Raw genomic sequence first — 18,244 nt, 5'->3', positions numbered from 1 at the left:
GCGACGCCCCCCGGAGCCGCGGTCCTCCCGGTACGCTGCCGTCCCGGCAGGCCGCGGCCTGCGGATCGTCGTGAGGGACAGGAGAGTTGCATGGGCGCCAGCGCCTGGTCGTACGCGGTTCCCCACCGGGAGGACCTCCAGGCCGCCCTGGACGCGCTGAGGGAGAAGGTCTTCGGCGAGGACGAGTCCTACCGGGAGGAGGGGCTCGGATCGCTCGCGGAGCTCATGGTCTCCGGCCGGCTCGACGAGCAGGGAGCCCATTCCGTGCTCGACGTGGTCACCGTGGTCCACTGCGCCGTCGACGAGGAGGACCACGGCGACGTCCGGGTGGTGGAGGGTGCCGAGGTCGTGGAGCTGTTCGGCACCGGCCGGCCTTCGCTGGACATCGTCCGCGCCGCCGAGGAGAAGGGCGTGGGTGACATCGACTTCCCGCCCTCCTTCCGGGGCTCGGGCTGCTGCACGGTCACCTATGGGCCGGACGGCGCTCCTGACGGCCTCTACTTCTGGGGCGTCACCGGCGACTGACGGACCGGGCCCGGGGCCCGGTCAGTCCTCGCTGCGGTGGCCGGCGCGGCCGCTCCAGCGGGGTTCGAGGCGGGCCCAGCCGGTGCTCCAGGCGGTCTCGGCGCGGCGGTCGAGGGCGTGCAGGCGCAGCCGGAGGGCGAGCGCGAGCAGGGCCAGGAGGGCGAGGAGGCCCCCGGCGCCCGTGCAGGCGGCGGAGACCGCGAGGGCCGCGCGGTCGGCCGGGGGAGCGGAGACGGCGCCGGCCCGGTCGACCCAGACGGGGACGCGGCTGCCGGTGACGGCGGAGTGCGGGGCCTGGACGGTGCCGACGTGCCGGGTGCCGTCGGGGGCGGTCCAGGCCGCGTCGGCGTCGATCCGGTTGCTGTAGCCGCCGGCGAAGCGGCTGCCGGCGGCGGTGGCGCGGTCCGGGACGCCGCGGACCACGGCGTCGACCTGCTGCAGCCGTGCGCGGTCGGTGTCGGCCAGGTGGGCGGTGGAGCGGTAGAGCAGCAGGGAGCCGCCCGCGGCGAGGGCGAGCGCGAGCACCGCGCCGAGCAGGGCGGACAGCCAGGCGCGGGCCCGGGAGCGGTCGAGGGGGCGGACGAGCGGCTCGTGCCGGGCACCGAGGGCCCGCCGCAGCTGTCGGCCGGCGCGTCGGGGGAGCGACGCGGGCCGGGCCGGACGGGGTGTGCTGGACACGGTGAGGGCTCCTCAGGGACGCGGGGGCGCAGGGTGGTTCCCGCCCCAATGTCCCCCCGGCGGGCCTCCGCGCACAAGACTCGTGCGCGCCCGGAGGATCGCCAGGGCCGCTCGGCCCCGCAGTCGGGACGTTCGGCCCTCGGCATCCGCCGGGCGGTCCGGGCAGGCTGGGGAGCGGCGGCGCCCTCCCGGTGCTTGGGCGCGGCCGTGGCCCGGTTCGGCCGTGGGGGCGCCGGGTCGAGGTATGGGGCAGGGGGTGGTCGTGGGGTCACCCCCTGCCTGTGCTGTGCCCGGCACCTGCCCGCTCTCCGCCCCTGCCCCGCAGGGAAGCTGACGACGTCCCAGTTCATGGCCGTATTCTGCCCAGATATACACTCGGGGTATACGCCGGGTGTATGTTTCCCACATGAGTGTTCCCTTGACCCTCCTGGGGCTGCTGGAGCGAGAGCCCAGCCACGGTTACGACCTCAAACGCGACTACGACGCCCTCTTCGGCCGCGGCAAGCCCCTTCCGTACGGCCAGGTCTACTCGACCCTCGGCCGGCTGGCCCGCGACGGCAAGGTGATGGCCGGCGAGGCGGAGCCCGGCGACGGGCCCGAGCGCAAGCGGTACGTCATCACCGAGACCGGGGCGACCGAGTTCGAGACCTGGCTGCGGGAACCGGTCGCACCCGAGCCCAACCTCCAGTCCGTGCTGTTCACCAAGGTGGTGCTGGCCCTGATGCTGGGCCGCGACGCCGAGCACTATCTGGACACCCAGCGCGCCGCCCACCTGCGCCGGATGCGCGAACTCACCGAACTGCGCCGCACCGGCGCCCTGGTGGACGCCCTGCTCGCCGACCACGGCCTGTTCCACCTGGAGGCCGACCTGCGCTGGATCGACCTCACCGCCGCCCGCCTGGACGCGCTCGCCGCGGAGGTGAACGGATGACCGCGGTCATCGAGGCCCGGGACGTCGCCCTCGCCTTCGGGGAGACGCCGGCGCTGCGCGGGGCGAGCCTGTCCGTGGAGGCCGGCGAGGTGCTCGCCGTCATGGGCCCCAGCGGCTCCGGCAAGTCGACGTTACTGCACTGCCTGGCCGGCATCCTGGTGCCCGACGCGGGCGAGGTGCTGTTCGACGGGAAGCGACTGGACGCGATGCCGGAGGCGCAGCGCAGCGCCCTGCGCCGCGACAGGTTCGGCTTCGTGTTCCAGTTCGGCCAGCTGGTGCCGGAGTTGACGGCCGAGGAGAACGTCGCCCTGCCGCTGCTGCTGAACGGTGTGCGCCGTGCCGCCGCGCTGGCGGAGGCCCGGCCGTGGTTCGCCCGGCTCGGCCTGGACGGCCTGGAGAAGCGCCGCTCCGGCGAGCTGTCGGGCGGTCAGGCGCAACGGGTCGCGCTGGCCCGCGGGTTGGTGGCCCGCCCGCAGGTGCTGTTCGCCGACGAGCCGACCGGCGCGCTGGACTCGCTGACCGGCGAGCAGGTGATGGAGCTGATGGTCGCCTCGGCCCGCGAGCAGGGCACAACCGTCGTCCTGGTGACCCACGAGCCCCGGGTCGCCGCCTTCGCCGACCGCGAGGCGATCGTCCGCGACGGCAGGGCCCGCGCGCTCTCGGCCGGAGCCGGAACGGTGGCCCCGTGATCGCCTTCTCGCTCCGCCTGGCCGTCAGCGGCGGCCGGGAGGCGGTCGCCCGGCTGCTGATGATCGCGGCGGCGGTCGCGATCGGCGTCGGGCTGCTGCTGTCCACGCTCGCCGGCATGAACGCGATCGAGCGGGCCAACCAGCGCCAGGTCTGGCTCGACACCGGTGCCGCGAGCCGGACCGGGACCGCGCAGGTCGATCCGCTCTGGTGGCGGCCGCACCAGGACTACTACGACGGCTCGGACATCCGCGAGATCGATCTCGCCGCCACCGGGGCGACCTCGCCCGTCCCGCCGGGGCTCGACCGCCTGCCGGCCCCCGGGGAGTACTACGCCTCCCCGGCCCTGGCCGAGCTGCTGCGCAAGGTCCCGGCCGCCGAACTCGGTGACCGCATCCCGGGCCGGATGGTCGGCACGCTGAACGACTCGGCGATGCCGTCCCCGGACACCCTGGCCGTGCTCGTGGGCCGGACGGTCGACGAGGTCAAGGGCGCGCACGGGGCCGTCGCCGTCACCACCATCGCCACCACCCGACCCGAGTGCGGGAACGGCGACTGCCTGAGCCGGGGCATCCGGGGCGATGCGATGGTGCTCATCCTGTCTGTCGTGGGCGGTGCGATGATCTTCCCGGTGCTGATCTTCATCGGCACCGCGACCCGCCTGTCCGCCGCCACCCGGGAGCAGCGGTTCGCCGCGATGCGGCTGGTCGGCGCCACCCCGCGGCAGATCGCGGTGATCGCCGCGGTCGAGTCCACCGTCGCCGCGGTGGCCGGTACGGTCGCCGGCTTCGGCCTCTACCTCGCGCTGCGCCCGCTGACGGCCGACGTGCCCTTCACCGGCGGCCGCTTCCACCTCGACGACCTGACCCTGACCGGGCTCCAGATACTGGGCACCGCCCTGGCCGTGCCGTTGGCCGCAGCGGTCGCGGCCCGGTTCGCGCTGCGCCGGGTCGCCATCTCCCCCCTGGGCGTCAGCCGGCGGGTCACCCCGCGGCCGCCCCGGGCCTGGCGGCTGATCCCGCTGCTGGCCGGGCTCGCGGAGCTGGTGTACTTCGTCGGCCGCCGCCCGGCCACCGGCAACGGGCAGGCCGCGGCCTACCTGCCCGGGTTCCTGCTGGTGATGCTGGGTCTGGTGATCGCCGGGCCGTGGCTGACCATGGTCGCCGCCCGTACGGTCGCCCGCCGCACCGGCCGCCCGGCCACGCTGATCGCGGTGCGCCGGCTCGCGGACGACCCGAAGACCGGGTTCCGCGCGGTCAGCGGCCTGATCCTGGCACTGTTCGTCACCACGTCCACGGTGTGCATCATCGGCACGATCAACGCCAACCGCGACTCGCTGGACGGCGATCCGATGTCCCGGGCGTCCGTGGTGCAGGGCGAGTTCCGGGACGGCCGGCCGCCGCTGGCGCGCTCGACGCCGGAACAGGTGCTGGCCGAGGTGCGGGCGGTGCCGGGCTTCAAGGGCCTCGCGGTGGTCCACAGCAATCCGGACGGGCTCGCGAAGCTCCCCGTGAACCCGCGCCCGGACGCCCCGCTCATGACCCCCGGCCTGGTGTCCTGCGCGGACCTCGCCCGGATCCCCGTGGTCGGCCACTGCGCGGCCGGGGCGAGCGTCGCCGCCGTCCCGCCGCGCGACTTCCTCAACCTCACGTCGCACCCCGACGCCGAGTGGCCCGCCGCCCCGATCTCCGCGGAGGAGGTCGCCGGGCTCCCGGTCCAGGCGCTCTACGCCACGACCGACGGATCGGCGGCGGCGAAGGAGCGGGTCCGGACGGTCTTCACCGCGGCATGGCCGGACCACGACGCGCACACGGTCGGCGACTGGGCCACCGAAGGGCAGCAACGGCTCGCCGGATGGCGGCAGTTGGCGAACGTCGTGCTGCTGACCACGCTTCCGATCGCCGGGTGCAGCCTCGCGGTCAGTGTGGTGGCCGGGCTCTCCGACCGCAGGCGGCCGTTCGCGATGCTGCGGCTCGCGGGGTCGCCGCTGCGCCTGCTGCAGCGGGTGATCGCGCTGGAGAGCGTGCTGCCGCTGCTGGCGGTGGCGGTGATCTCGCTCGGCGCGGCCTTCGCCGCCGCGGCCCTGTTCCTCTCGTCCCAGATGGACTACGGCCTGGTGTCGCCCGGGGCGGTGTACTTCGGCGTCGTCGCCCTCGGCATCGGCGCCTCGGTCGGGATCATCGCCTCCACCCTGCCGCTGCTGAGGCGGATCACCGGGCCGGAGGCGGCCCGCAACGGCTGACCGCCCCGCCCCGCCGCCCGCCCCGCCGCCCGCCCTCAGCGGGCGACGGGGTAGCCGTGCGTCCCGGCCCGCATCCGCGGGGACAGCCCCGGCAGCCAGCTGCCGAGGACCAGCGCGGACGGGTAGAACATCGGCTCCGGCAGCGCGTCCACCGGGAAGCGCTCCCAGCCGGCGCAGGCGTGCGGCTCGGTGACCACGGCCTCGGCCAGGCTGGGCGGCGCCAGCACGGCGGCGGTCAGCCGGGGCCTCCCGAGCTCGTGGTCGAGGTGGACGGCGAGCACCCGCATCTCCTCGGCGGGCAGCACGATGCCGGTCTCCTCGGCGAGTTCGCGGGCCGCGGTCCGCTCGAAGGACTCGCCGAGGTCGACCTTGCCGCCGGGCAGGCTCCAGGTGGGCGGCTCGCCGGCGGTGGTCCGGCGGCCGATCAGCACCCGGCCGTCCCCGGTGGGCACGATGATCCCCGCGCCGAGCAGCGGTGCGGTCGGTGCTGTGCTCAACTCGCCATCTCCTTCAGCAGGTCACCAGTTGGCGCGGTCGTAGTCCTTGAGGAAGCAGCCGTACAGGTCCTCGCCGGCCTCGCCGCGCACGATCGGGTCGTACACCCGCGCCGCGCCGTCGACCAGGTCGAGCGGGGCGTGGAAGCCCTCGTCGGCGAGCCGCATCTTGTCCGGGTGCGGGCGCTCGTCGGTGATCCAGCCGGTGTCCACGGCGGTCATCAGGATGCCGTCGGTCCGGAACATCTCCTCCGCGCTGGTGCGGGTGAGCATGTTGAGCGCGGCCTTGGCCATGTTGGTGTGCGGGTGGCCGGCGCCCTTGTAGCCGCGCGCGAACACGCCCTCCATCGCGGAGACGTTGACCACGTACTTGCGGCGGGACGCGGAGGCGGCCATCGCCGGGCGCAGCCGGCTGATCAGGATGAACGGCGCGGTGGAGTTGCAGAGCTGGACCTCCAGCAGCTCCATCGGGCCGACCTCCGAGACGGTCTGCACCCAGCTGTTGGTGTCCGCGAGGTCGGGCACCAGGCCGCCGGCGTCGATCGCGGTGCCGGCCGCGATCCGGGCGGGCGTGGCGGAGCCGGTGACCAGGGCCAGCGAGGTGACGTCCTCGGCGGTGATCCGCTGCACGTCGCCGCCCGCCTGGTGGGGGAGTGCGGGCAGGTCGACGCTGCCGCTGCCGAAGCGGCCGATGGTGGTGGCCTGCGGCAGCTCGCCGGCCGGCAGCGGCGCGGACTCGGCGTTCACCAGCTCGCGGTAGGACTCCGGCGGGCGGCGCACGGTCTGCGCGGCGTTGTTGATCAGGATGTCCAGCGGGCCGTCGGCGGCGACCTCGTCGGCCAGTGCCAGCACCTGGGCCGGGTCGCGCAGGTCGATGCCGACGATCTTGAGGCGGTGGATCCACTCGGCGCTGTCCGGCATCGCCTTGAAGCGGCGGATCGCGTCGTTGGGGAAGCGGGTGGTGATGGTGGTGTGGGCGCCGTCGCGCAGCAGCATCAGCGCGATGTACATCCCGATCTTGGCGCGGCCGCCGGTGAGCAGCGCGCGCTTGCCGGTGAGGTCGGCGCGGGCGTCCCGGCGGGCGCGGTTCCTGACCGCGCAGTTCTGGCAGAGGTTGTGGTAGAAGGCGTCGACCTCGACGTACCGCTGCTTGCAGGTGTAGCAGGAGCGCGGGCGCTCCAGGATGCCGGCGATCTCGGTGGTGGTGACGGTGGTCAGGCCGAAGGCGCCGGCCGTCTCGTCGTCGATCCGGCTCGGCGCGCCGGTGGCGGTGCGGGCGGTGACCTCGCGGTCGTTGGCGGTCTTGCGGGCCCGGGTCTCCTGGCGGCGCCGCTGCTTCAGGGTGCGGAATATGCCGCCGACGGCCTGGCGGACGGTGATCGCGTCCGGGTGGTCCACGTGCAGCTCGTCGAGCTCGGCGATCACCTCCAGGCAGAGCTTCAGCCGCTCGGGGTCGAGGCCGGGACCGTAGTCGATCTCCTCGGCGTCCCCGATCCGGTCCGGCGCGATGTCCGGCCGCGCGATGTCCGTCTGTTCGATGTCCGTCTGCCCGATGCTCACGCCTGCTGCCGCTTTCCCGTTCGCCACGCCCACACGCGTGAAGCCATGCCCGTTACCGCGTGAATGCTACGGGAGCGGTCCGGACCGGGGCGAAAACCGGACGTCGGAGGGGGTCTTTGGATGATCCTCCATGTCTACGCGCGGAGCATTGATCACGGTTTGTGGACAGCCCCAGCAAAGCTCCTCGAACTGGCTTTTGACCCCGCCCTCACGGAGAATCGAATGCTGGGTGCCGGGCGCCCGAGTGCGCTCCGGCGGCATCGCCGCAACCGCACCCGAGGTGTATCCCCCAGCCAGAGAGCCCTTCTTCATGCGCTTCCTGAACGACCTCAAGCCCTCGTACGACCTGACGTACGACGACGTCTTCATGGTCCCCAGCCGTTCCGCCGTGGGCTCCCGGCAGGGCGTGGACCTCTCCTCGAACGACGGCACCGGCACCACCATCCCGCTGGTCGTGGCCAACATGACCGCCATCGCCGGCCGCCGGATGGCCGAGACCGTCGCCCGCCGCGGCGGCCTGGTCGCCATTCCGCAGGACATCCCCACCGAGGTCATCGCCGAGGTCGTCTCCTGGGTCAAGCAGCGCCACCTGGTCTTCGACACCCCGATCACGCTCGCCCCGGGCGCCACCGTGGCCGAGGCCATCTCGCTGCTGCCCAAGCGCGCCCACGGCGCCCTCGTGGTGGTCGAGGACGGCAGGCCGGTCGGCGTGGTCACCGAGTCCGACTGCCAGGGCGTGGACCGCTTCACCAGCCTGGCCGACATCATGTCCCGCGAGCTGCTGGTGCTGGACGAGGGCATCGACCCGCGGACCGCCTTCGACAAGCTCACCGAGGCGCACCGCAAGCTCGCCCCGGTCGTGGACGGCGAGGGCCGGCTGGTCGGCCTCCTCACCCGCAAGGGCGCGCTGCGCGCCACCCTCTACACCCCGGCCGTGGACGCGGCCGGCAAGCTGCGGATCGCCGCCACCGTCGGCATCAACGGCGACGTCGCGGGCAAGGCCGCGGCGCTGATCGAGGCCGGCGCCGACGTGCTGGTGGTCGACACCGCGCACGGCCACCAGGAGTCCATGATCAGCGCGCTGCGCGCGGTGCGCGGCCTGGACCCGCAGGTCCCGATCGTGGCCGGCAACGTGGTCTCCGCCGTCGGTGTCCGCGACCTGGTCGAGGCGGGCGCCGACATCCTCAAGGTCGGCGTCGGCCCCGGCGCCATGTGCACCACCCGGATGATGACCGGCGTCGGCCGGCCGCAGTTCTCCGCCGTCCTGGAGTGCGCCGCCGAGGCGCGCCGGCTGGGCAAGCACGTCTGGGCGGACGGCGGCGTGCGCCACCCGCGCGACGTCGCGATGGCGCTGGCCGCCGGCGCCTCCAACGTGATGATCGGCTCCTGGTTCGCCGGGACCTACGAGTCCCCGGGCGACCTCCAGACCGCCGCCGACGGCCGCCAGTACAAGGAGAGCTTCGGCATGGCCTCGGCCCGTGCGGTGAGCAACCGCACCGCCCAGGACTCCTCGTACGACCGGGCCCGCAAGGCGCTGTTCGAGGAGGGCATCTCGCACTCCCGGATGTTCCTCGACCCGGCCCGCCCGGGCGTCGAGGACCTGATCGACTCGATCATCGCGGGCGTCCGCAGCTCCTGCACCTACGCGGGCGCCGCCAGCCTGGAGGAGTTCCACGAGAAGGCGATCGTGGGCATCCAGAGCGCGGCCGGCTACGCCGAGGGCAAGCCGCTGCACTCCAGCTGGGCCTGATCGCCGCCGGCGCCCGCCGCGCCCGCGTCCGTACCGCCGGCCGTCCGGCTCCTCGCCTCGGGGAGCCGGGCGGGCGCGGCCGTCACGGGGGCCTGCCGCCCGGTGCCCGGCACGTCTACCGGTCCGCTGCCCGGCCCGGCGTCCGGCACCTGGTCCGGCCCGGCGCCCGGCCCACCGTCCGGCCCGGGTGGGAGCAGTGCTCCGAGCGGGAGCAGCAGGGCGCGGCCGAGCAGTCCGACCGAACCGTCCAGCGCGGCGGCGAAGGCCCGGGCCGCGCCCGGCAGGTACCGCAGCTCCCACAGCGCCTCCACGGCGCTCCAGGCGCCCTCCCGGGCGGCCCCGACCGACCAGACGCCGAGCAGGTGGGGGAGCGGCTCGGCGAGCTCCAGCAGGTCGGGCCCGGGCATCAGCTGCTCCCGGACGGCCGTCTCCACCTCGGCCAGCACCCGGTTGATCCGGTGGTAGTCCTCCTCGACGGCGGCGGGCTCGCAGCCCCGGCGGCGGCAGGTTTCCACGACGGCCAGCGGCAGGTCGTGCTGGATGTGGGCGTTCATCCCGGCCAGTGCGAACTGCAGCGGATGTACTCCCGGGTGGGCGCGCAGCGCGAACAGCGGCCGCCAGCAGGCGGGCGGCTCCCGTCCGGCCGCGTCGGCGGCCACGGCCCGCAGGTAGTGCCCGGCGAACACCACGTCCAGCTCGGCCGTCGCCCGCGGGTCGGCGAAGCACCCGCGGTCCAGCCGGTCGCGGACCGCCTGCGTCACGGTGAGGTAGATCCGGTTGAAGACGGCCACCCCGTCGGCCGGGGGCAGCCCCGCCCCGATCCGCCGCAGCCGGTCGATCACCCGCCCGACCGCGGCCGTCCTCGTGGCCGCCCGCGCCGGCGCTGCCGTCGTACGATCCACCGCCGTGCCGGGCATGCGCCACCCTCCGATGCCGATCGTGCACTGATCGCATCATCGTGACAGCGTGGGCGGGTGCCCGGGGGACGCAGCACGAGCCCGGCGAGCCGGTGTCACACGATCAGGCTGATTCCGTCCGTGGCACGGCAGGTATTCGGTCATGACGGTGCAGGGGCTTTGCCGATTCCCCACCCCCTGCCATCATCCCTGCCGTGATCAACCGACGAACCCTCATCGCCGCGTTCGCCGCGGCCCCGGCCCTCGGCACCCTCGGTGCCGTCGTGGGAAGCACCCCCGCGAGCGCCGCCGCCGACCTGTACCCCTCCAACACGGCCCTCTACGCCAGCCCGACCGTGGTCGAGGGCGTGGACTACGGCCGCCGCTACCGCCGGCACCTGATGGACGACCAGAGCCTGCAGGGCCGCACGTCCGTCGTCCGGACCACCGTCGTCGCTCCGCACGGCGGCGGCATCGAGGTCGGCACCTCCGAACTCTGCCTGGCCGTCGCCGGCTACCACCCGGCCGACCTCGCGCCGACCCCGGCCGCCGGGCCGACGCACGACTTCTGGATGTTCGAGGGCCTGCGCTCCTCCAACAACGGCGAGCTGCACGTCACCTCGACCCACTGCGACGACGGCGTGGCCCGGGCGATGTGCGGCGGCAGCCTCAACGTGGTGTCGCTGCACGGCTGCACCGCCGCCCAGGCCGGTCTGGAGGCCGGTGCCCAGGCCGTGCTGGTCGGCGGCCTGAACGCCACCCTCCGCCAGTACCTGATGGAGGAGTTCGCGGCGGCGGGCATCCGGGCGGTGACCGCCTCCGGCGAGGAGGAGATCGCGGGCATCTCCCCGGAGAACATCTGCAACCGCAGCCTGCTCGGGATGGGCGCCCAGCTGGAGATGACCACCGAGCTGCGGGCCGCGATGTTCGCCCCGGGCAAGAACACCCGCGCCGACCGGGCGACCAACACCCTGCCGCTGTTCTGGAGCTTTGCGACCGCGGTCCGGGCCGCGATCCGGCGGCTGGAAGCGGGCCAGCCCGTCCTCTGACGGGCCGGTCAGCCGGTCAGCCGGTCAGCCGGACAACTGGGCAGCCGGCCGTGGCACGCGCGGCCGGCGTCAGCCCGGCCGGCCACTCCAGGACGTGGCGTCAGCCCAGCTCGTACTCCAGGACGTAGGTGTGGGCGCCGGACCCGTCGACGGTCAGCCGGAACTCCCCGGTGATCCCGGACAGCTCGCCCGCGCCCGTGCCCGGCACCACGCGTATCGTCGTGCCGGTGGTGTCCCAGGCCGTGTGCTGGAGCACGAACGAGCCCGCGCGCCCGTCCAGTTCACCCGTCACGTGCTCCACCGCGACGTACGAGGCCGGGCTGCCGGAGGGGCCCGCGACGGAGAGCATCCGCACCTCGCTCGCCCCGCTCAGCCCGCCCGTGAAGGTCTTGGCGATCCGGACCCGCCCGAAGGCCGCGCCCTCCCGCTCCTCCGTCTCCACCGGCTCGAACGCGGTGAGCTCGAACGACCCGCTCGCCCTGTTCCCCATGGCACCGTCCCCTCGTCGACCGTCCACTGCTGGGCGGCCGGCTCCCCGCCGACCGCGAACCGAGCCTTGCACACCCCACTGACAATCGCGTCCGGGCCGCCCGCCGGAGCAGCGAGCAGCTGGAACCGCCGGAGCCGGCGGCGCGGCCCGGTCACGGCTCCCAGCGGATCGCCAGCACCGCCGCGTCGTCGGCCAGCCCGGTGGCCCCGACCCAGTCGCCGACGTCCTCCAGCACCGCGTCCAGCAGGTCCGCCGGCGAGCCGCCGTGCAGGCCGGGCAGCCGCTCCGCGATCGGGTAGAACCGGCCCCCGGCGTCCCGGGCCTCCGACACCCCGTCGGTGTGCAGGAGCAGGACGTCACCCGGCTCCGGCTCGAAGCGCCGGGCCGGGTACCCGCCGCCCGTGAGTCCGAGCAGCCCCAGCGGCGGCGCCGGGAACGGCGGCTCCAGCTCGCTCACCCGGCCCGCCCGGCGCAGCAGCGGGGGCGGGTGGCCGCAGTTCACCAGCCGCACCGGCCCCCGGTCCGCCGCCACGTCGAGCAGCAGCGCGGTGGCGAACCGCCCCTCGTCCGACGGCCGGGCGGCGAGCGCCGCGTCCAGCCGCTCGGCGAGCCGGCCGGGATCGGGTTCGGTCCGGGCGGCCTCCCGGAACACCCCGAGGACGTCCGCCGCCGTCTCCACCGCCGGCAGTCCGTGCCCCTGGACGTCCCCGAGCAGGATGCGCACCCCGAAGCGGGTCTCCACCACGGCGTACAGGTCCCCGCCGATCCGCGCCTCGGCGGCCGCCGCCACGTACCGCACCGCCACGCGCAAGGGCCCGATCCGCTCCGGCGGCGGGCGCAGCAGGGCCCGCTGCGCCGCCTCGGCCACCGTCCGGACCTGGAACAGCTCCCGCTCGCGGGCCGCCACCAGGACGACACTGGCGGCGCTGGCCAGGGTCGAGGCCAGGACGGTGACCGGCACGCTGATCCGGACCGAGAGCGGCAGCTGCGCGTTGGCCGACTCCAGCAGCCCGACGGTGAGCAGCGCGACCGCACCGACCAGCAGCGGCACCCGGGCCCGCCGGGTGGTCGCGCCGGCCAGCACCGGGGCCACCGCGAGCAGCGGGGCCAGGGTGGTTCCGGGCCCGATCGCCAGTGCGGCCACGACGGCGGCGACCAGCAGCAGGAGCGCGCCGTAGAGCAGCAGCCGGGTCCGCCTCGGCAGGTGCAGCGGCGGCACCCCGTCCGGGCCGTCGGCGGTCACGCGTCCTCCAGTGGTGCCGGTCGGTCGGTCCGGCGGGTCGATCCCGGGGGTGGTCCGGCCGGCCGGTGTGCAGGTCGGCCGGGTCCGGCCGGGTCGGTCCGGCCGCACCCCGGTCCGCCGGCCGCCCGGCGTACGGTCGGAGGCCCCCGGCGGAACGAGGGCCTCCGGTCCACTGTCCCTGCCCGGCCCCGGGTCAGCACCTCGGCCGCGGGACGCGCGCCGGCGCGCACTACGCTGGGCCGGGAGATGAGACGCAAGAGCCGCCGACCGGCCTCCCCCCTCCCGCAGCGCCACGGTGTGGACCCGGTGCACCTCCGGCTGCCGCTCGAAGGCCCCTGGCCGACGGTGCGGGACCACCTGGTGGACCGGCTGCCCGCCGTCCCGGCCGAGCGGATCGACGCGGCCCTGCGGGACGGCGAGATCGTCGGCGAGCACGGCCCCGTCGCCCCGGCGGAGCCGTTCCGGCCCGGCGCCCACCTCTGGTTCCACCGGGACCGGCCCGAGGAGGTGCGCGTCCCCTTCGAGCTGGTCGTGCTGCACCGCGACGAGCACCTGGTGGTCGTCGACAAGCCGCACTTCCTGGCCACCACCCCGCGCGGCCGGCACGTGGCCGAGACGGCGCTGTCCCGGCTGCGGCACAGCCTCGACCTGCCCGCGCTCAGCCCCGCCCACCGCCTGGACCGGCTCACCGCGGGCCTGGCCATGTTCGTCGTCCGCCCGGAGGACCGCGGTGCCTACCAGACGCTGTTCCGGGACCGCCTGGTGCGCAAGGAGTACCGGGCGATCGCCGGGTACGACCCGGAGCTGAGCCTGCCGCGCACCGTGCGCAGCCACATCGTCAAGGAGCGCGGGGTGATCGCCGCGCGGGAGATCGACGCCCCGCCGAACAGCGAGAGCCGGATTGACCTGCTGGAGCGCCGCGACGGCCTGGCCCGCTACCGGCTGCGGCCGCTGAGCGGGCGCACCCACCAGCTGCGGCTGCACATGTGCGGCCTCGGACTGCCGATCCTCGGCGACCCGGTCTATCCGGTGGTGCTGCCCGAGCCGGCCCCGGACGACTTCCGCGGCCCGCTGCAGCTGCTCGCCTCGACCGTCGAGTTCACCGACCCGCTGACCGGCCGCGAGCGCCGTTTCGAGACCCGTCGCACGCTGGCCGCCTGGACCGACCCCCAGGGCTGGGCCGACGGTGCCGCGACCGGGTCCCAGGATGTTCACAGGCCCTGAGGGGCGGTCCGCGCGGCGCGGGCCGTGGTCAGGCCAGCAGCGTCCGGGCCACGTGGTCGGTGTCCAGGTACTCGCGGACGGCGGTGATCAGGCCGTCCGTCACGGTGAACACCCCCAGGCAGCGGTTCTCGTACGCGGCGCCGTTGGCGGCCGTGCCGACGGTGGTCCACTCGGCCACCGCCTGCGGGCCGTCGGCGAGGACGTGGGTGAGGGTGATGACCGGCAGGCCGTCGGCGGCGAACAGGGCACCGACCCGGCCGAGGAAGTCCCCGAAGATCTCCTGCTTGCCGTGCCAGGTGCGGGAGAGCGGGAGGCCGCCCGGGTAACTCCAGGTGGCGTCCTCGGCGAACAGGGCGATCGCGGCCTCGCGGTCGCCCGCCGCGAGGAGGGTGACGTAGTCGGTGACGACGGTGCGGGCGTCGGGGTGCTGCACGGTGGGCTCCTGCGGTTCGTCCGGGCGGGGCCGTCCCGCTCGTGGCACCAGACAACCGCCGGGGCGGCCCGCCGGGCCAACAACCGCGGCGGCGGCCCGACAACCGTCCGTTGTCCACGCGGGTGGGGCGGCCGCTCGGGCGGGTGGGGAGGCCGTTCAGGCGGGCGGGGCGGTCCCCGGGGGCAGCTCCAGCTCGAACCAGACCACCTTGCCGTCCTTGGTCCGGCGGCTGCCCCAGCGGTGCGCGAGCTCGTTGACCAGGTGGATGCCCCGGCCGCCCTCGTCCTCGGTGCGGGCACGGCGGATCCGCGGCACCTCGGACTCCTGGTCGGCGACCTCGACGGTGAGCACCCGGTTGCAGTACAGCCGCAGCTGGGTGGGCGATCCGGCGTGCACCAGGGCGTTGGTGATCAGCTCGCTGGTGAGCAGCTCGGCCCAGTCGGCGAGCGCGTCGAGCCCCCAGGCGGTCAGCGTCTCGCGGGTGAAGCGGCGCGAGTGGGCGACCATGGCGTGGTCCCCGGTGAGCGGGAGGGTGGCGATCCGGTCGGCTCCCCGCGGCCGGACCTGCGCCATGATGACGGCGATGTCGTCCTCGCCGGTGGTCTCGGTGAGCCGGCTCAGGACGGCCTCGCAGGTCTGCTCCAGCGAGTCTCGCCGGTCGGCGACGGTCCGGCAGAGCAGCTCCAGCCCCTCGTCCAGGTCCTGGCCCCGGCGCTCGACCAGGCCGTCCGTGTAGAGCGTGAGGATGCCCTCCTCGGGGAGGGTGAACTCGGCGTTCTCGAAGGCGACTCCGCCCACCCCGAGCGGAAGGCCGGACGGCAGCTCGACCAGGTGCGCCCGCCCCTCGGTGTCGGCGACCACGGGCGGCAGGTGCCCGGCGCTGGCCGCGGTGCAGTGGCGGTCCACCGGGTCGTACACCACGCAGACGCAGGTGGCGAACTGGCCCTCGCCGACCGTCGCGGTCGCCTCGTCCAGCCGGTACAGCACCCGCGCCGGGTCCAGGTCCAGGGTGATCAACGTCCTTGCCACCGTGCGGAGCTGGCCCATCGTGGCGGCGGCCCGGATGCCGTGGCCCATCACGTCGCCGACGATCAGCGCGACCCGCCCGGAAGACAGCGGCACCACGTCGAACCAGTCGCCGCCGACCTCGCTGACCACGCTGCTCGGCAGGTAGCGGTAGGCGAGGTCCAGCCCGAGGGTGCGGTGCACCTCCTGCGGCAGCAGACTGCGCTGGAGGGTGAGTGCGGTGTCCCGCTCGCGGCGGTAGAGCCGGGCGTTGTCGATCGCCAGCGCGGTGCGGGCGGCCAGCTCCTCGGCCAGCGAGCGGTCCTCCGGGCCGAACGGTGCCGGGTTGCGGGTGCGGACGAACTCCGCGCCGCCCAGCACGTGTCCGCGCGCCACCAGCGGCACCATCAGGTACGAGTGCACCCCGGCGTCCAGGCTCGGCTGCACCCGGTCGGGTGAGGCGACGATCCGGCGCAGCTCCTCCTCGGTCACCTCGGCGACCAGGATCGAGCGCCGGGTGCGCAGGCTCTGCGCGTACAGGCCGGCCGACTGCGAGGTCTCGCCCACCTCGTCGGCGGCCTCGTGCATGGTGCCGTCCGAGCCGGTCTCGCCGACCGCGACCGCCCGCATCAGCACCGGTCCCTCCGCCGGGACGGCCCCGGGCTCCTCGCCGCTGAGCACCGCCTCGCGCAGGTCCACGGTGACGAAGTCGGCGAAGCGCGGGATCACCACCTCCACCAACTCCCGGGCCGTGCGGTACAGATCGAGCGTGGTGCCGATCCGGTTGCTGGCCTCGTTCAGCAACGACAGCCGCTGCTGGGCGGCCCACGCCTCGTCCAGCGCCCGCTGCCGGGCGGCGGCCGCGTCGCGCTCGCGGGTGAACAGCAGCGCGTTGTCGATCGAGACGGCCGCCCGCAGCGCCAACTCCCCGGCCAGCGCCACGTCGGCCTCCTCGTACGGGCGCTCGACCAGCGTGCGGTAGAAGCCCGCCACGCCGACCGGCGTGCCGCGCGCGATCAGCGGGACCGCCATGAACGACTGCACGTTCTGCTCCCGGACGGCGGCCCGGCGCACCGGGTCCTCGGCGAACCAGGCCATGCCCTCCTCGTCCATCCGCGGCACCAGCACCGGCTTGCGGTGCGCCAGGCACCACGCGTACGGCGAACCGGGCAGGAAGCGGTGCAGGTTGCCGGTGCGGTCGATCGGGGACAGGGTCGAGCCGCGCACCGAGTGGAAGGCCATCCGCCGCAGCAGCGCCGAACCGTCCACCGGGGCGGTCGCCTCGCGCTCGCCGCGGACCAACTCCTCCAGTACCTCCACCACCACCGTGTCGGCCAGCCTCGGCGTCGCGACCTCGGCCAGCTCCTGGGCGGTCTGGGCGAGGTCGAGCGTGGTGCCTATCCGGGTGGAGGCCACGTTGACCAGCGCCAGGCGCTCCTGCGCGGCCTTGGCCTCGCGCAGCGCCTGCTGCCGGGCCAGCACCGTCCGGTGCTGGCGCAGGTACAGCCGGGCGTTGTCGATCGCGACGGCGGCGCGCGAGGCCAGCTCGTCGCCGAGCGTGATGTCGGCCGCCGCGAAGGATTCCCGCGAGCCGCGCCGCGAGTACACCACCATGCCGAGCGTCGTGCCGCGCGCCACCAGGGGGGTGATCCGCACCGAGCGCGGGCGGTCGCCGAAGAAGGCCTGGCGGCGGCTCTCGTTGAGGCGCTCGCTCAGTGCCGGCAGCTCCCAGGACGGCACCACCACCGTGCGCCCGCCGGTCAGCGCGCGGGCGTACGGGGAGTCCGGCGGCAGCTCGTACACGGCGTCCAGCGGCAGCGCCTCGGCCGGGTACTGGTTGTCGGCGGAGGCGATCGCCAGGCGCCGGACCAGCAAGGGGGCCTCCGGTGGGGACGGCTCGACGCTCCGGCCGGCCACCAGTTCCTCCAGCCCGAACACCGCGCTGATGTCGGCGACCCTGGGCACCATCGCGTCGACCAGTTCCCGGGCGGTCTGCCGCAGGTCCAGCGTGGTGCCGATCGAGGCGGTCGCGTCGACCAGCAGGGACAGCCGCTCCTGGGCGCGGGCCGCCCGGGCGTCGGCGTGGAACCGCTCGGTGATGTCGATGACGGTCGCGCACACCCCGAGCACCCGGCCGCCGCGGTCCCTCAGCCGGAAGTAGGAGGCCGACCAGGCGTGGTCGTGGCTCGGGTCGCCCGGGGTGCGGCCGTGCGCGAGGTCGTCCACCACCGGCTCGCCGCTCTCCAGCACCCGGCGCATCACCGCCTCGGACTCGGGGCCGTTGATCCTGGGCAGCACCTCGGTGAGCCGTCGGCCCAGCGGGCCTTCGACGCTCAGGCCGTTGGCCTCCGCCAGCGCCCCGTTCAGCCGGACGAAGCGCAGGTCGGTGTCGAACACCGCCATGCCCACCGGGGACTGGGTGAAGAACCCGTCGAGGAGGGCCAGGTCGGCCTGGAGCCGGTGCAGCGTGGTCACCTCGGAGGCGACCGCCAGCACCATCGGGGCGCCGCCGGGGCCAAGGATCGGATGGGTGCGGAACTCCAGGTCCACCAGGTGCCCGTCCCGGTGCCGGACCGGGAAGACCCCGGACCAGGGCCGGCCCGCCAGGATCTGCCGGAACAGCTGGAGCACCTCCGGTCGGTGCTCGTCGGAGGTCAGCAGGGTCGCCGCCCGGGCACCCACCGCCTCCTGCGCCGGGTGTCCGAGCAGCGCCTCCGCGTCACTGCTCCAGTGCAGGATGCGTCCGTCGGCGTCGATCAGCGCAGTGGCGATCGGCACCATCAGCAGGGCGTCCCGCCGAGGCTGCCCCGCGCGCTGCGCGTAGTGGTCCACCATGGCCAGAGAACCGTCCCAGATGCCGTCCGGAGATCGTTCCCACCAGCATCTGCCATCTTCGCACGCGCTCCCGGGCGGCCGCTCACCGTGGCAGCGGGCGCTCGGGGCGCTCGGGGCGTTCCGGGCGTTCCGGGTGGACGTCCGGCCACGGTCCGGGGTCGGCGTCCGGTGACCGGCCCGGGTGGCGCCCAAGCGGCGGCGC

14 protein-coding genes and 1 pseudogene are annotated in these 18,244 nt (G+C 74.9%); 7 read left to right on the top strand and 8 right to left on the bottom strand.

Features of this window, described 5'->3' with window-relative positions; all coding sequences use genetic code 11:
- Positions 1-90: 90 nt before the first annotated feature.
- On the top strand, positions 91-525 hold the full coding sequence (locus ACFVUY_RS28215; protein ID WP_387734478.1) for a hypothetical protein: 435 nt from the start codon (positions 91-93) through the stop codon (positions 523-525).
- A gap of 21 nt (positions 526-546) precedes the next feature.
- Here the strand turns inward: ACFVUY_RS28215 and ACFVUY_RS28210 are convergent, their stop codons facing one another.
- Positions 547-1,203 (bottom strand): hypothetical protein, encoded by a 657-nt coding sequence (locus ACFVUY_RS28210; RefSeq protein WP_387734476.1) that lies wholly within the window; start codon positions 1,201-1,203, stop codon positions 547-549.
- A gap of 406 nt (positions 1,204-1,609) precedes the next feature.
- On the opposite strand from ACFVUY_RS28210, the gene ACFVUY_RS28205 reads away from it, so the two are divergent.
- The 3 genes from ACFVUY_RS28205 to ACFVUY_RS28195 are packed head-to-tail and all read left to right on the top strand — an operon-like array spanning position 1,610 to position 5,063.
- Positions 1,610-2,134: a PadR family transcriptional regulator gene (locus tag ACFVUY_RS28205; RefSeq protein ID WP_387734474.1), complete on the top strand. Its 525-nt coding sequence runs from the start codon at positions 1,610-1,612 to the stop codon at positions 2,132-2,134.
- Positions 2,131-2,823, top strand: a complete 693-nt coding sequence (locus ACFVUY_RS28200; protein WP_387734472.1) for an ABC transporter ATP-binding protein — start codon at positions 2,131-2,133, stop codon at positions 2,821-2,823. The genes ACFVUY_RS28205 and ACFVUY_RS28200 overlap by 4 nt, the downstream gene beginning before the upstream one ends.
- On the top strand, positions 2,820-5,063 hold the full coding sequence (locus ACFVUY_RS28195) for an FtsX-like permease family protein (protein ID WP_387734469.1): 2,244 nt from the start codon (positions 2,820-2,822) through the stop codon (positions 5,061-5,063). The genes ACFVUY_RS28200 and ACFVUY_RS28195 overlap by 4 nt, the downstream gene beginning before the upstream one ends.
- A gap of 35 nt (positions 5,064-5,098) precedes the next feature.
- Here the strand turns inward: ACFVUY_RS28195 and ACFVUY_RS28190 are convergent, their stop codons facing one another.
- Both ACFVUY_RS28190 and ACFVUY_RS28185 read right to left on the bottom strand, forming a co-directional pair.
- Positions 5,099-5,560 carry an NUDIX hydrolase gene (locus ACFVUY_RS28190; RefSeq protein ID WP_387734467.1) on the bottom strand — a complete coding sequence of 154 codons (462 nt, stop codon included), beginning with the start codon at positions 5,558-5,560 and terminating at the stop codon, positions 5,099-5,101.
- Between the two features lie 21 nt (positions 5,561-5,581).
- A complete protein-coding gene (locus tag ACFVUY_RS28185; RefSeq protein ID WP_387688758.1) occupies positions 5,582-7,051 on the bottom strand; it encodes an SDR family NAD(P)-dependent oxidoreductase in 1,470 nt (489 codons plus the stop codon).
- Positions 7,052-7,427: 376 nt separating this feature from the next.
- Between ACFVUY_RS28185 and ACFVUY_RS28180 the strand changes: the two genes are divergently transcribed.
- A complete protein-coding gene (locus ACFVUY_RS28180; RefSeq protein ID WP_387734464.1) occupies positions 7,428-8,867 on the top strand; it encodes a GuaB1 family IMP dehydrogenase-related protein in 1,440 nt (479 codons plus the stop codon).
- A gap of 203 nt (positions 8,868-9,070) precedes the next feature.
- Here ACFVUY_RS28180 and ACFVUY_RS28175 read toward each other — a convergent pair.
- Positions 9,071-9,784: pseudogene (locus tag ACFVUY_RS28175) on the bottom strand (DUF5995 family protein); the annotation flags it as partial.
- Positions 9,785-9,981: 197 nt separating this feature from the next.
- Between ACFVUY_RS28175 and ACFVUY_RS28170 the strand changes: the two are divergent.
- Entirely contained in the window at positions 9,982-10,812 is an 831-nt protein-coding gene (locus ACFVUY_RS28170; RefSeq protein WP_387688756.1) for a poly-gamma-glutamate hydrolase family protein, read from the top strand.
- Between the two features lie 100 nt (positions 10,813-10,912).
- On the opposite strand, the gene ACFVUY_RS28165 is transcribed toward ACFVUY_RS28170, so the two are convergent.
- Both ACFVUY_RS28165 and ACFVUY_RS28160 read right to left on the bottom strand, forming a co-directional pair.
- The gene (locus ACFVUY_RS28165; protein ID WP_387734461.1) at positions 10,913-11,302 is read right to left on the bottom strand and encodes a DUF3224 domain-containing protein; all 390 of its coding nucleotides are present in this window, start codon (positions 11,300-11,302) and stop codon (positions 10,913-10,915) included.
- Positions 11,303-11,453: 151 nt separating this feature from the next.
- Positions 11,454-12,545: a PP2C family protein-serine/threonine phosphatase gene (locus ACFVUY_RS28160; protein ID WP_387734459.1), complete on the bottom strand. Its 1,092-nt coding sequence runs from the start codon at positions 12,543-12,545 to the stop codon at positions 11,454-11,456.
- A 246-nt stretch (positions 12,546-12,791) separates the two neighbouring features.
- Here ACFVUY_RS28160 and ACFVUY_RS28155 point away from each other — a divergent pair, with 246 nt between their 5' ends.
- Complete coding sequence (locus ACFVUY_RS28155; protein WP_387734457.1) at positions 12,792-13,769, top strand: pseudouridine synthase; 978 nt, start codon at positions 12,792-12,794, stop codon at positions 13,767-13,769.
- Between the two features lie 28 nt (positions 13,770-13,797).
- On the opposite strand, the gene ACFVUY_RS28150 is transcribed toward ACFVUY_RS28155, so the two are convergent.
- Both ACFVUY_RS28150 and ACFVUY_RS28145 read right to left on the bottom strand, forming a co-directional pair.
- Complete coding sequence (locus ACFVUY_RS28150; protein ID WP_380543927.1) at positions 13,798-14,202, bottom strand: nuclear transport factor 2 family protein; 405 nt, start codon at positions 14,200-14,202, stop codon at positions 13,798-13,800.
- A gap of 156 nt (positions 14,203-14,358) precedes the next feature.
- Positions 14,359-18,042: a SpoIIE family protein phosphatase gene (locus ACFVUY_RS28145; RefSeq protein WP_387734454.1), complete on the bottom strand. Its 3,684-nt coding sequence runs from the start codon at positions 18,040-18,042 to the stop codon at positions 14,359-14,361.
- Positions 18,043-18,244 lie beyond the last annotated feature (202 nt).

Origin of the sequence: Kitasatospora sp. NPDC058063 (assembly GCF_042885395.1) — a bacterium.
GTDB classification, from domain to species: Bacteria; Actinomycetota; Actinomycetes; order Streptomycetales; family Streptomycetaceae; genus Kitasatospora; species Kitasatospora lactacystinica.
Note: the sequence above shows the minus strand (reverse complement) of the source record. Positions and strands in the feature narration are given on the sequence as shown.